The organism is Nocardia sp. AB354 (genome assembly GCF_049538315.1).
GTDB lineage: Bacteria > Actinomycetota > Actinomycetes > Mycobacteriales > Mycobacteriaceae > Nocardia > Nocardia nova.
Genome location: NZ_JBMVFU010000006.1, coordinates 148,464 through 162,410, shown reverse-complemented (window position 1 = coordinate 162,410; position 13,947 = coordinate 148,464). Strand labels below are relative to the sequence as shown.

The 13,947-nt window shown below is 68.9% G+C and carries 10 protein-coding genes; 3 read left to right on the top strand and 7 right to left on the bottom strand.

Annotated features, from left to right (window positions below):
- Positions 1-49: 49 nt before the first annotated feature.
- From ACPCUW_RS11130 to lepA, 3 genes are all read right to left on the bottom strand, one after another.
- Positions 50-1,834 (bottom strand): hypothetical protein, encoded by a 1,785-nt coding sequence (locus tag ACPCUW_RS11130; RefSeq protein ID WP_305778979.1) that lies wholly within the window; start codon positions 1,832-1,834, stop codon positions 50-52.
- On the bottom strand, positions 1,831-4,329 hold the full coding sequence (locus ACPCUW_RS11125; RefSeq protein ID WP_423424627.1) for a hypothetical protein: 2,499 nt from the start codon (positions 4,327-4,329) through the stop codon (positions 1,831-1,833). The genes ACPCUW_RS11130 and ACPCUW_RS11125 overlap by 4 nt, the downstream gene beginning before the upstream one ends.
- 244 nt (positions 4,330-4,573) lie before the next feature.
- Positions 4,574-6,415: a translation elongation factor 4 gene (lepA, locus tag ACPCUW_RS11120; protein WP_082857134.1), complete on the bottom strand. Its 1,842-nt coding sequence runs from the start codon at positions 6,413-6,415 to the stop codon at positions 4,574-4,576.
- A gap of 223 nt (positions 6,416-6,638) precedes the next feature.
- On the opposite strand from lepA, the gene ACPCUW_RS11115 reads away from it, so the two are divergent.
- Positions 6,639-7,208, top strand: a complete 570-nt coding sequence (locus ACPCUW_RS11115) for a type II toxin-antitoxin system PemK/MazF family toxin (protein WP_030512824.1) — start codon at positions 6,639-6,641, stop codon at positions 7,206-7,208.
- Between the two features lie 68 nt (positions 7,209-7,276).
- On the opposite strand, the gene ACPCUW_RS11110 is transcribed toward ACPCUW_RS11115, so the two are convergent.
- Positions 7,277-8,068, bottom strand: a complete 792-nt coding sequence (locus ACPCUW_RS11110; RefSeq protein ID WP_305778981.1) for an aquaporin — start codon at positions 8,066-8,068, stop codon at positions 7,277-7,279.
- Between the two features lie 334 nt (positions 8,069-8,402).
- On the opposite strand from ACPCUW_RS11110, the gene rpsT reads away from it, so the two are divergent.
- Together rpsT and ACPCUW_RS11100 are read left to right on the top strand one after the other, a co-directional pair.
- A complete protein-coding gene (rpsT, locus tag ACPCUW_RS11105) occupies positions 8,403-8,666 on the top strand; it encodes a 30S ribosomal protein S20 (RefSeq protein WP_039777096.1) in 264 nt (87 codons plus the stop codon).
- Positions 8,667-8,901: 235 nt separating this feature from the next.
- Positions 8,902-9,876, top strand: a complete 975-nt coding sequence (locus ACPCUW_RS11100; protein WP_423424625.1) for a phosphatidylinositol-specific phospholipase C domain-containing protein — start codon at positions 8,902-8,904, stop codon at positions 9,874-9,876.
- A gap of 35 nt (positions 9,877-9,911) precedes the next feature.
- Here ACPCUW_RS11100 and holA read toward each other — a convergent pair whose 3' ends face one another.
- The 3 genes from holA to ACPCUW_RS11085 all read right to left on the bottom strand — a co-directional run bounded on the left by holA (position 9,912) and on the right by ACPCUW_RS11085 (position 13,842).
- Positions 9,912-10,886, bottom strand: a complete 975-nt coding sequence (gene holA, locus ACPCUW_RS11095) for a DNA polymerase III subunit delta (protein WP_423424623.1) — start codon at positions 10,884-10,886, stop codon at positions 9,912-9,914.
- A complete protein-coding gene (locus ACPCUW_RS11090) occupies positions 10,883-12,469 on the bottom strand; it encodes a ComEC/Rec2 family competence protein (RefSeq protein ID WP_423424622.1) in 1,587 nt (528 codons plus the stop codon). The genes holA and ACPCUW_RS11090 overlap by 4 nt, the downstream gene beginning before the upstream one ends.
- A gap of 77 nt (positions 12,470-12,546) precedes the next feature.
- Positions 12,547-13,842 (bottom strand): helix-hairpin-helix domain-containing protein, encoded by a 1,296-nt coding sequence (locus ACPCUW_RS11085; protein WP_423424620.1) that lies wholly within the window; start codon positions 13,840-13,842, stop codon positions 12,547-12,549.
- Positions 13,843-13,947: the final 105 nt, after the last annotated feature.

Below are 13,947 nucleotides of genomic sequence, written 5' to 3'. Positions count from 1 at the left end.
GGTCCGGTATGCCCCGGACCACCCGCCCCGAATGCGCACAGCACGAACGCTAAGGCACGTCGGCGTTTTCGCGGATCTCCCGCAATCGCACCATCGATCGCTCGATTTCGGTGAGACGCCGTTCACGACTCTCCGGCGAGTTGATCGCCGCCGCCTCCTCGGCCGCGCGCAGCGATTCGTCCACCGATCGCAGCGTCTGATCGGCCAGATCGGTGAAGTGGTCGCGCAACATGCGCTGCATGGCCCGCAGCCGATGCCGTGACTCCTTGCCGACCTGGAAGATCACATCGTCCATCAGGCGAGCCACCGCCACCTTGGCCTCGGACTGGCGGCGCTCACGGCGCAGCTTGCGGTCCTCCCACAGGGCGTTGATACCCAGCAGGGCGGCCGCCGCACCCGAATACCAGTTCACCAGCGGCATTTTCAGCAAACTGGTGAGCAACCCGACCATGAGCAGGCCACCGTAGGAGCCGCGCATCACGTTCAGCAGCGACGAGGTGAAGCTCACCTTCGCGGTATCCAGCGGCTCCAGCGACGACACCGGTTCGAGGACGTCGCCCGGATCCTCGAGCCGCAGATCGGGCAGCGGCACATCGCGCGAGTCGGCGGGGAACTTCGCGGTGACCTGCTCGGCCAGTTCCACCGCCCGATAGTGGGCGACGACGAAGTTCTCCTCGACCGCCTCGCAGATCCGGGAATCCAGATCGGCGCCGAATTCGTCCCAGCTGCGAGCCGGATCGCGCTTGGCGATCTCCGATTCGGCGTGGCGGACCAGTACGCGCAGCCGGTGCCGCAGATCGTGTTCGATATCGGCCATCAGTTCCGAACAGCCGTCGGCGAGGGTGACCTGCCAGTTGGCGCTGCGGTGGCGCAGATCGTCGGCCTCGGCCCGCGCGGTGCGCAGTTGATCGGTGATCGCGGTGTAGCGCTGCGGATCGCGCAGGGTTTCGGCCTCACTGCGCAGGGCCAGCCCCAGATGATCGGTGATGGTGCGGATGTCGCGCAGCGCCGCTTCCCGGGCGACGGCGTCGGCGCGGGCGAGGACGTATCCGCGCAGATGGTCGATCAGTTGCGGCACACCGGATTCGATATCGCGGCGGTGATCGTCACCGGCACGCAGATGCAGATCGGCGGAGATCGGGGCCACCGCGAAACCCAGGCCGGCGGCGTCGAGCAGCTCGCGATTGCGCTGCTGCACCCGGCTCCAGTGGCTGTAGCGATCGATTTTGTTCAGCACACAGACGACCGTCGGGCACACCTGCCGGATGCGCTGCAGCAGGGCGATCTGCTCGGGAGTGTATTCCGCCGCCGCGTCGCTGACGTAGAGCACGGCGTCGGCGGCGGCGATCAGCGACCAGGTAGTCGGCGCGTCGGCGGGTGCGCCGGGCGCGTCCATCACCACGAATCCCTCGGCCAGCAGCGGGCTCGGGTCGGTGAATTCGGCTCGGATCACGCCGGCCGCGCTCAGCGCCGGACCGGGGTTCAGCGGGTCGACGGGCTGGCGTTCGGTGCGGCCGCCGGGCAGCGAGCGCACCAGCGTGGCGGTCGCCTCCGGACCGTATTCGGCGATCACCGGAACGCTGACCGGACTGCCGGTCGCGCTCACCGCGCTGCCGACCAGGCCGTTGACCAGCGTGCTCATCCCGTTCTTGGGTTCGCCGACGACCACCAGCCGCACGCGCGGATCGGCCACCCGAGCCCGCGACATCCCCAGTCGTGCGGTGAGATCGGCCCGGCCCGCGGCGCGGGTCAGGTCGAGCAATTCGTCGAGCTGCGCGAGCAACGGGGCCATCTCGTCGGGGTGTTTGGCACCCGGCGACTCCACCGCCGTCACAGCGGAAGCACGTGGAAATCGACGACAGGGTGGTCCACCGGATGGTGCATCTCGGCAAAGGTGGTTTCGTGCAGACCGCCGGACAGTCCGGCGGCGGACACACTCGTCAGGCCGTGGCCGGGATCGGTCCACAGCGAGGTGTCGTACGAATCGTTTACGGCCGCAACAGGTTTCACCGGAACGTGCGCATTCGGCACGGGATCGATGGTGGTCGGCGGTTTGATCACGGTCGGCGGCTCCACGGGTGCGGTGTGCTGCGCGGTCGGCACGGTCGGTTCGTGTGTCGGGACGGTCTGGTCGTGGCTCGGCGGCGTCGCATGCTGGGTCGGTACCTGCTGGTTAGGAACCTGCTGCGTCGGTACGGAATCCGGATCGTGGGTCGGCACCTGGGAACCGCGTGACGGCACGGTCGGATCGTCGGCGTTGCCGGTGGCGGAGGTGTCCGCCCCCGAGGAGGTGCCCGGTGTATGCGTCGCGGTATGGCCCGGCGTCGACGCGTCCGCGCCGGCGGAGGTCGACGGCCCGGAGTCGCTGTCGGTATCCGACGGCGTCGTACCGGGAGTGCGGGTGGGATGGCCGGAATCGGTGTCGCGAGGCACCGTCACGGTCGGCGTGGGCCGGTCGACGGAATCGTGATCGGCCGAGGTACCCGGACGGGTGGTGGTGTGCTCGCCGCCGGGCGTGGTCCCCGGCGCGTGCGAGGTGCTCGGCGCGGTCGGCGTCTTCGTCGCATCGGCGTCGTGGGTCGTGGTGGTGCCGTGCGATGTGGTGGTCGGCGCGTGGGTGGTGGTCCGCCCGGCGCCCGATTCCGACGGATCATCGGCACCGCCCGGCAGTCCGGTGTCCGTACCGGCATGGCGGGGCCGATCGTCGAACAGCGCCGGAACGGCCACCGCGGGCGCGGTCAGCGGGGACGGTCCAGCATGCGTGGTGATCACGTTCGCGATCGGGTGGGTAGCGGCCTCGGGCTGAATCGTGGTCTGCAGTGGCGTCGCCGAGACCGGTTGGACGAGCGCGGGCGCCGGAGCGGGTGCGACCGGCGCCGGCGCGGCGACGACCGGTGCGGTCGAAACCGGTTGCGGCGCCGCGACATTCGTCACCGGCGCGGACGCTTGAGCGGTAGCGAACGGCGTCGAGCCGGGGGCGGCCGATGTGGCGATCGGCCCGGATTGCGGCGCGAACGCCGACGAGCCCGGCACCGCGGCGCCGGGTCCGTTCGCGGCGGCGCCGGCGGGTCCGTTCACCGCTGCGCCCGCAGGACCGTTCGCGGCCCCGGCATGCGTCGCCGCGGCCGTGGCCGCACCGGGGGGCGCCACCGCCGCACCCGGGGCCACACCGTCGGCCGCACTACCGGACGCGTGGGCGCTCGAGGTCGGGCCACCGAATTGGCCGGCCCAGCCGGAGGCGTCCGATGCGCTTGCGCCGGCGGGGATCTGGTGGGTGCCGCTGCCGAGCCACTGCCCGTAGTCGTCGAGCTGGTGCCCGACGTCGCCGACGGCGAAATCGACCTTGGTTTCGGTCGTCACCCAGATTCCGTCGAATCCGACGTGCGCGTCGATCTTCATCTCGGTGCCGACGAAGATGCCGGGATTACCGCCGTCACCGATGCCGTCGAAGGCACCGGGATGCGGATCCGACAGACCGTCGTGCGGATCCGACAGACCGCCGAACCCGCCGGGGCCGAACCCGTTCATCCCGGGCAGATGGAGTCCGTTGGTGCCGGGCAGGCCCAGTCCGTGCCCGGGCAGCGGTGCGGTCGGGTAGGGATCGGCGCCGGCCGTGTCGGCATCGGCCTGCCGCTGATCCACCGCGTCCTCGGCACCGGGCAGCCCGAAGGCCCCCGACGCGTGGGACTGACCCGGCAAACCGAAGCCTCCCGAGGTCTCCGATTCCGGCGCACCGGGCAGGCCGAAACCGGCCGGGGCACTGGCATGGTGCGTCCCGGGAATCGCAAAGCCTTGTCCCCCACCGAATCCCGGATTACTGAAACCACCGTGGCCCGAATGCGGATTGCCCGGGTGCGAGGGAGAACCGGGAATCGAGAAGGGCGGTGCGGTCGACTCGCCGTCGGGCGAGCCGGGCAGGCCGCCGATACCGGGCGCGGGCTGACCACCGTCGGCGAAGGGCAATTGCAGCCCCGGATAGGCATCCGTGCCGTGCTGTTCCGGCAGCGCCAGTCCCGGCGCGGGTGCGGCCGGGGCGTGCGACGCGGAGTTCCCGAGGGTCGGCGGAACGGAGTCCGGTGACGGATCCGGATAGGTCACCACCGGACTCGGCACATCGGGATGCGGATCGGCGGTGGACCAGCCGGTGATGTGGCTGTTGTGCGATTCGTTCTCCGGTGCGGGCGACCCGTTGGAGGCGATCAGCGCGCCGCCGGTGACGTACGCACCGGCCCGAGCCACCCGCGCGACACCGGTCGCGACGCGATATGCGGCATCGTTCGCATGATCGCCCGCGTCCGCATCATCGTCGAAGGGCAGCTCACGCGTCATACAAACTCCGCTCTCAGCGTTCGGCTGGCTAAACCGAACGGGGTGTTACCGAATTTGGGTCTTTTTACACCTTATTTCCGGAAAACTTGCCTGTCACATCCTTCAGGTTTCTTTCAGGCGGACAGATGACAGGCCACAGCGGTACTTTCTGAGCTTGCCACCGGCGGTCGTGACCGGAAAGCCCCAAGATCAACCGGCAGTCGACTCGGTCAACGGTCCAACTGATCTCACGGAACCTTGGAGACTACCTCTTCGGCTTGTCCGATGACGAATCGGTCGAGAGCGCGGCGACGAAGGCCTCCTGCGGAACGTCGACCCGGCCGATGGTCTTCATCCGCTTCTTGCCCTCCTTCTGCTTCTCGAGCAGCTTGCGCTTACGCGAAATGTCGCCGCCGTAGCACTTGGCCAGCACGTCCTTACGGATCGCGCGAATGTTCTCGCGGGCGATGACCTTCGAGCCGATGGCCGCCTGGATCGGCACCTCGAACTGCTGCCTCGGAATGAGCTCGCGCAGTTTGGTGGTCATCTTGTGGCCGTAGGCTTGGGCGGCGTCCTTGTGCACGATGGCCGAGAAGGCGTCCACGGCCTCGCCCTGCAACAGGATGTCGACCTTGACCAGCGCGGCCTCCTGCTCGCCCGCCTCCTCGTAGTCCAGCGAGGCGTAACCGCGCGTGCGCGACTTCAGCGAATCGAAGAAGTCGAAGATGATCTCCGCCATCGGCAGGGTGTACCGCATCTCCACGCGCGTCTCGGACAGATAGTCCATGCCGAGCAGTTCACCGCGGCGCGACTGGCACAGCTCCATGATGGTGCCGACGAACTCGCTCGGCGCGATGATCGTGCACTTGGTCACCGGTTCGAAGATCTGGCGCACCTTGCCCTCTGGCCAGAACGACGGGTTGGTGACGACCTGTTCGGTGCCGTCCTCCATGATCACGCGATAGATCACGTTGGGCGCGGTGGAGATGAGATCCAGGTTGAATTCGCGCTGCAACCGCTCCCGGGTGATCTCCATATGCAGCAGTCCGAGGAAGCCGCAGCGGAAACCGAAGCCGAGCGCGACCGAGGTCTCCGGCACGTAGGTGAGCGCGGCATCGTTGAGCTGCAGTTTGTCCAGCGCGTCACGCAGGTCCGGATAGTCCGAACCGTCGACCGGGTAGAGACCGGAGTAGACCATCGGACGCGGCTCGCGATAGCCGGTCAGCGCCTCGGTGGCGCCGTCGCGCGCGGTGGTGACGGTGTCACCGACCTTCGACTGCCGGACGTCCTTCACACCGGTGATGAGATAGCCCACCTCACCGACGCCGAGGCCCTGGGTGGGCTTGGGCTCGGGCGAGACGATGCCGATCTCCAGCAGTTCGTGGGTGGCGCCGGTGGACATCATCTTGATCTTCTGGCGCGGGGTGAGCTTGCCGTCCACCACACGCACGTAGGTGACGACACCGCGGTAGGTGTCGTAGACCGAGTCGAAGATCAGCGCGCGGGCCGGGGCATCGGCCTCGCCGACCGGCGGCGGGACCGTCTCGATCACCTTGTTGAGCAGTTCGGGCACGCCGACGCCGGTCTTGCCGGAAACGCGCAGCACGTCCTCCGGTTCGCAGCCGACGATATGGGCCAGCTCGGCGGCGTAACGGTCCGGATCGGCCGCGGGCAGGTCGATCTTGTTCAGCACCGGGATGACCTCGAGATCCTTGTCCAGTGCCAGATACAGGTTGGCCAGCGTCTGCGCCTCGATGCCCTGGGCCGCGTCGACCAGCAGGATCGCACCCTCACACGCCTCGAGTGCCCGCGAGACCTCGTAGGTGAAGTCGACGTGGCCGGGGGTGTCGATCAAGTGCAGGACGTAGTCGGTGCCATCGACGTTCCAGGGCAGCCGCACATTCTGGGCCTTGATGGTGATCCCGCGCTCGCGCTCGATATCCATCCGGTCCAGATACTGCGCACGCATCTGCCGTTCCTCGACCACCCCGGTCAACTGCAGCATGCGGTCGGCCAGCGTGGACTTGCCGTGGTCGATATGCGCGATGATGCAGAAGTTCCGGATCCGCGAGGGATCGGTGAACGTCGTGTCGGCAAACGTGCTGATGGGACACTCCTACCCGTGAACAAGTCGATAAGTCGCCATGCGGCAGTCTACGTGCGCATACCGCGTGGTCGTGCACGCACCGGCGGGCCGGCATCGGCGGCAACGGCGCAGTTCCCGGGGCCGGCGACCCGGATGTGAGCGGCGGCACACTCGATTCCCCGCCCGGCACAGGCGAATCCGGTAGGGATGAGCCGAGCGCGGTTCGCCGTTAAGCTCTGCCGATATGGCCAGCACATGGAGCTCTCTGGGCAAGCAGTTGGGGACCATTGCCAAGGAGCAGGGGCCCCGGATCGTCAAGAAGCAGGCGCCGAAACTCGTCGACCGGATGCAACGTTCCTCGATGTGGGACCGCGCTCTCGGCGGCCGCCGCAAGGACACGGTCGCGGTGCGGCCGGCGGCCTCGACTCCGGTGCCCACCCGGGAACGTGCCCGCCAGATCGTCTACTGCCCCCAGCTCGACGGCCGCGCCGATCCGGGCGAGATCGTGTGGACCTGGGTGCCGTACGAGGAGGATCCGGCCAACGGCAAGGACCGCCCCGTGCTGGTCGTGGGCCGGGAGCGCAAGACTCTGCTGGGGCTGATGCTCTCCTCGAATCCGGCACGCGGCGCCGAGCACAATTGGATCGGAATCGGTTCGGGCCCTTGGGATTACGAGGGGCGCGACAGCTGGGTCCGGCTGGACCGGGTGCTCGACGTGCCCGAAGCGGGCATCCGGCGTGAAGGGGCGATTCTCCCGCGGAAAACCTTCGATCACGTCGCGCACCGGCTGTGTGCGGAATACAACTGGGGTTGAGCAGGCCGGCCGAACCAGTGAATCCGGCCGCACGTGGCGCGACCGGATTCACCATCGGCGTCGCCGGATCAGTCGGCGAGATGCCGGGTGCGGCCGAACAGGGCGCTGTAGACCAGCGCGCCCAACAAGCCGCCGAGCAGCGGGAAGACTACGAAGACCCAGACCTGTGGCAGTGCCCCGTTCTGATACGGAGCGACCGCGAGACTGCGTGCCGGATTCGCCGAGGCGTTGTCGATCGGGATAGCGATCAGGTTGATCACCGCGAGAGTGATACCGATACCGAGCCCGGCCATCCCGACATGCGAGATCCGGTCGGTCGACGCCAAGACCACGAAAACCAGCAGCGCGGTCAGGATTACCTCGACGGTGACGGCCGCGGCCAAGCCGTAACCGTCCTGCGTGAGCGTTGCCATGGGGCCACGCACATGCACAGCCGACGGGCTGTGCGCACCCCAGCCGTTTGCGGCCAGACCGTCGGAGGCGCGGTTGTAGGACGGCAGATTCCTGGCGATGCCGAAGATCACCGCACCGGCGATGAACCCGCCGGCCAGTTGCGCGACCCAGTAGTAGACGGCGGTGAGCCAGCTGATCCTGCCCATCGCCAGCTGACCGATGGTCACCGCCGGATTGACGTGCGCTCCTGAGATCGGGCCGATCGCGTAGACCAGCAACGAGAGGCTGAAACCGAAGGCGAGCGCGATTCCGAGCACCCCCACCCGGCTTCCGGCGAAGACGGCCGTACCCACCCCGCCGAAGACCAGTACGAATGTGCCGATCACCTCGGCCACCAATTTTCGAGCCAACGGCACTTCACGCTGCTCGACTACATTTTCGAGCACTTCCTGAGCAGTCGGAGACATCTGCCACCTCCCTTTTCGAGCGTGTGCTTCGAGTCGGTACCACGTGGAGATTCAGGAAACTCGCTGAACGACCCGTACGGCCGTCCAAGTCGGACGCTACGGGACCGGATAACGGTGCACAATGACGGCGATTCGCATATCGGGAACAGACCGCGGATACTCGGACCGGATTGTGCGATGACCGGGCGCAGGCACGGCGATTTCGCTTCGCACCGCCTCAACTGGTAACCTCGATCGTCGGCGCGGCGCTACCCGTTTCGGTGTAGTGCGCCCAGAGACTTTTCACGAACATCTAGAGCACATCAACTGACGAGAAGGAATCAGAGGAACAGGCGTGGCCAACATCAAGTCCCAGATGAAGCGGATCCGCACCAACGAGGCGGCGCGGGTGCGCAACCAGTCGGTGAAGTCCGCGCTGCGCACCTCGATCCGCAAGTTCCGCGAGGCCGCCGCGGCGGGCGAGAAGGACAAGGCGCTCGAGCTGATGCGTTCGGCGAGCCGCAGCCTGGACAAGGCCGCCTCGAAGGGCGTCATCCACGCCAACCAGGCCGCCAACAAGAAGTCGGCCCTCTCGCTGGCCTTCAACAAGCTGGGCTGATTTCCCGGGTTCCGGCCGCGGCCGGAACCGACGCGGCTGATTTTGCCGCACAACAGCATTCGCAACGCCGCCGTGGCAGAGGATCTGCATCGCAGATGACCACGGCGGCTTTTGTCGTTGATTCGCGTCCGCTAGCGTGGTGCGGGTGTGGGGTGGGGAAATTCGCAGAAGCACGGGACTTTTCCTCGTGGTGGCGGCGGTGTCGAGCGCGCTGCTGACCGGGTGTGATCAATCGGTGCCGACCGCACGATCCGCCGCCGCGACGCGGTCGGCATCGGCCGCGCCGGGCACCGAGGCCGCCGGGATGCCCCGGGCAGCCACCGCCGGCGCGATCGATCACCTCGACTCCGCGAGCAATCCGGACTGGATGGGCGCACTGCCCGACAGCACCTCGCTCGGCGAGATGTCCGTTCCCGGCACCCACGACACCCTGTCGATCCACGGCGGTAAGGCCGGACCGGCCGTGGTCACCCAGGAGAAGTTCGATACCGGTTGCACCGAGCCGACCTGCGCCTCGCAACGAACCCTGAGCACCCAGCTCGAGGCCGGCATCCGGGCGCTCGATATCCGGGTCCGGCGCGACGAGGCCGGCAACCTCGGCGTACAGCACGGCAGCTTCTATCAGCAGGCCGGTCTCGACGACGTGCTGCGGGCGGGCGAACGATTCCTGAATCGGCATCCGCGCGAAACGCTCCTGATGCGGGTGAAGGCCGAATGCACGAACGAGGACAAGACGTTTCAGTGCGAGGACGCGGGTGGGCGACCGCCCGACCCACCGCTGCTGGATCGGTACCTGAACGCGCAGCCACGGGTGTGGCGACCGGCGGCGACCGGACCGGTCGCGCTTCCCCGGCTGGGTGAGGTGCGCGGCGCCATCGTCGTGATCCGGGCCGACGGAATCGACGACCGTGGTCTGCCGATCGACGCACAGGATCTGTGGGACAAACCCACGCGCGAGGACAAATGGGCGGCCGTCGCCGCCCACCTCGCGCAGGCCCCGGCCATCGGCGCCCACGCCCTGTCGATGGACTTCCTGTCGGCCTCCGGGGTGCCCGACCCGGCGAAATTTCCCCACCGCTACGCCGAATACGAGAATCAGCGCGCACTCGACTATCTCCGCTCCCGTCCCGGCACGGCGACCGGCGTCGTGATGACCGACTTCCCGGGGCCCGCACTGGTCGGCGAGATCATCGCGCACAACCACCGCTAGATCCGGACACATTGCACGAGCGCAGCGGCCGCGGCTCAGTGCGAGGCGGCGTGCAGATCCAAAATCGCGGCCAAGGCGTGTTCGAGCGCGTAATCCGTATCGGCCGCACCGCCTTTGACGTCGGCATTGAGGGCGGCCACCACGTGCAGGGCGTTGCCGATGGTGGCGGCGGTCCAGCCGCGCGCCTGGGTCTGTGCCTTCTTCACCTTCCAGGGCGGCATGCCGAGTTGCGAGGCCAGCGCGAACGGATCGCCACGTCCAGCGGATCCGACCCTCGCGATGGTGTGTACGGAATCGGCGAGCGCGTCGGCGAGTAGAACGGCGGGAACGCCACGGTCGGTCGCCCAGCGCAATGCCTCCATGGCCGCGGGGCGGTCACCGGCGACGGCAAGATCGGCGACCTCGAAGCCAGTGACCTCGGCACGACCGGAGTAGTACCGGCGCACCGCGTCGACATCCACCTTGCCGCCGGTATCGGCGGCCAGCTGGGAACAGGCCGCGGCCAGCTCTCGCAGATCCGATCCGATCGCCTCCACCACGGCCTGCACCACGTCACTCGAAACTCGCACGCCGGCGGTGCGAAATTCGTTGCGCACGAATTCGTTTCGCTCGTTCGCCTTACCGATCTTGGCGCAGTTGTGCACGTCGGCGCCCTGTTTCTGCAAAGCCGGCGCCAGCGTCTTGGCCCGGCCGCCGCCGGAATGCAGAACCACGAGCACAACTCCCTCGGGCAGATCACCGGCGGCCGCGGTGACCAGCGCCACCGCGTCCTTACCGGCCTCCGCGGCGGCCTCGAGCACGATCACCCGATCCTCGGCGAACAGCGAGGGGCTCAGCAGTTCGGCCAGTTCGGCGGCACTCGCATCCCCCGCCCGCAGCCGATCCACCGGCATCGCGCTTGGATCGTTGGTCGCGGCCCGCGCCTGCGCCACGATCGAGGCGACCGCCCGTTCGATGAGCAGTTCCTCCTCACCGAGTACCAGATGTAAGGCAGCCAGGTGATCGGTCACGGCACGATCCTACGGGTGGCCGGTGACAGGTTCACCGACCCGTCGCCGGGTCCGGGTGGCGGCGCCGGGCCCGCATGGGTGCGAGTGCGGCGCGAGCCGAGCCGGGCGAGCACGGCGACACCACAGCCGATGAGCGCTCCGGCCAGTGCCGCGCCCGTCGCGCCCGCGGGCATCGGCAGCGAAATCCCCAGCGCCGCACCGCGTTCGGCGACGAAGAGCAACCACCACAGCGGCGGCCCGGCCAGGTTCAGCACCACGATCGCCGCCGGTTGCCAGCAGCAGGACAGCGCGGCCGCGCCGACACCGAGCAGCGTGATCGGCGCGACGACGGGTTCGACCAGCACATTCGCCACGATCGCCACACCGCTGACATGGCCGGTGAGCGCGGTGATGATCGGCGTGGTGACCGCGAAGGCCGCCGCCGCGACACCGAACGCCTCGGCCACCAGCGGGGGCCAGCCGCGCTGTTCGAGCCACTCCGACCAGATCGGCGCCAGCAGGATCAGACCCGCGGTCGCCAGCACCGACAGGGCGAAGCCGAGGTCGACCGCCAGCTGGGGCGAGAACGCGATCAACACGATCACCGCGGCGCACAGCGCGGGGAGCGCCTGTTTCCGGCGTCCCGTCACCATTGCCAGCACCGCGATCGCGCCCATCACCGCCGCCCGCAATACCGACGGCGACGGGCGCGCCAGAATGACGAATCCGATGAGGGCCAGGCCGGCGAGTACCGCGCCCCAGCGCGGGTCGAGTGTCAGAGCGCGGGTCGCGAGCAGCACGGCGGCCAGGACGATCGACACATTGGTTCCGGACACGGCGACCAGATGGGTGAGATCGACCGCCCGGAAGTTTTCTCGCACGTGATCCGGCAGCCGGGAGATATCGCCGTCGATCAGCCCCGGCAGCACTCCGGCCGCATCCGGTGGCAGTGCACGCCGGGCCGCCTCGGACAGATTCTCCCGCACCGTCGCGGCCGCCGACTGCCACCACGGGCGCGGGCCGACGCGGCTCGGCGGACCCTGGGCCCGGAGTACGGCGACCGTCAGCTCCCGCCGCCACGGGCGATCGAGACGTGCCCGGAACGTGACGTGCTGCCCCGGCACCAGATCCGACCAGATCCGCTCCGGCATGATCACCGTCACCGCCGCATCGCCGTGCACCGATGTTGCGCCGTAACGGAATTCGCGCACCGTCGCGCGCATCGACCATTGCCGTCCACCGAAGGAACGGGCCGGGAGGGGTTTCGGATCCCCCGCCACCATCTCGGCCGTCACCACACTGCCCGCCGCCAGCCGCCCAAGGGGGTGCGCACTCACCCGATACGCGTCCCACGACGCCGCCACCCCGAACCCGGCGGACGCCAGCAACGCGGCCAGCACCACCCACCACACCGCTTGATGCGGCACCCGAAAACGGCTACGTGCCAAGAGGATTCCGAGACCGGCCGCCGAGATTGCGAGCCCGGCGCACACCCACACACCGGCTCGCCACCCCAGCGATATGCCCGCAATGGTCACGCCCCAGCACCCCAGCGCCGCGGGAAGCAGCCGCGCGTCCACTGCATCGCCACCGGGACCGGCCATCCCCCGTTCCGCACCGTCGCGGGCGGAGTCCGAGGCCCGCTCGGGCCGGACTCGACCGCCGCTCGATCCACCGCGGTTCACAGGGTGACCTGATCGCGGAGACGGTTGAGCTTGGCGGGACCGATGCCGGTGACTTCGCCGAGCTGGTCGATGCTGGTGAAGCGGCCGTGCTGAGTGCGCCAGCCGATGATGGCGGCGGCGGTGGTGGGGCCCACCCCGGTGAGAGAGTCGAGATCCTGTTCCGTCGCCGTGTTGAGGTTGACCTTGTGTCCCGGTGGCGCGACGGCGCCCGATGTCGAGGCCGGATGCGGTCCACCCGGAACGACCATGCTGCCGAGGCGCGGGCCGCTCGCGGGAGCGGGCGCGCCGACGACGATCTGGTCTCCGTCGGCGAGCCGCTGGGCGAGATTCAGTCCCGCGAGGTCCGCACCGTCTCGCGCGACGGCCACCGCGACAGCGTCGGCGACCCGTGTTCCCGGTGCGAGGTGCAACAGTCCCGGATGTTCGACCAGACCGATGACGCTGACCACCAGATCGCCGCCGGGAGCCGACGACGGCGTCGCCCGGCCGGGCAGATCGGACCGCACGGCCAGTCCGGGGCCGTCCACCGGTGCGGGGGCCATCGAGGTTTCGGCGGCGTCGGTGCGCACTGCCGGTAGCGGCGCCACGGGCGCTGCCACCGGATCGTCTCGATGCGCGGCGGCCGCCGCCACGATGACCGCCGCCACGCCGGCACCGGCCAGCACCCACACTCCTTTGCGCCCGGGATCCACGCGAACTCCCCGGAATCGCTCCGGAACCAGCCGCTGCCAGATCGTCACCGATCCCACCGGTTCGCTGAGCCACTGCGGAATTCGCGGACTCTCCGGCGCCTCGGAAAAGGTCACCGCCGCGCCGGTCGCCGCGGGACCTTTCTCCCCGTCCCGGCCGTCACCGTCGCGTCGGTCGAGGGCTCCCGCACTACCAGGACGCGCCGCGGCATCGTCGCGACTCTGCCGGATACGGCTCGGCGAATACGGCCGCCTCGGCCAAGTCCCGCCGTGTACGCCGGTCCGCCCACCGGCGGCGTACTCGTCCCGGCCGGCGTCCACACCCGGTCGCGTTGCGACCATGGTTCGGCCGTCGGAGCCGCTCACCGGTTCGGCGGGCGGACCCGGTTCGCTACCGCGCGAGCCGAAATCCCGGCTCCCAGAGGGACCGCCCGAGGGATCACGGCGCTGTTCGGGCGAGTCCGCGGGTGATCGGGCGAGGTCCCACAGCCCGTCGTGGGTCGGGTCATCCGGACCGGGGGCCAGGGTGCCGAGCGTTGCCGGCCTGGGTGATACGTCGTGCAGTCGCTGCCGCAGTAGGGTCCGATCCTCGTGTCGCGCCATGACGGTGACCGTATGTGCGCGGCGGGCCGTGACTCGGTGCGCGAACTGGGGTTTCGGAATGTCTGGGGACAGCGTCCGAGCTGTGGACAACCCCCCGTGCGGGGG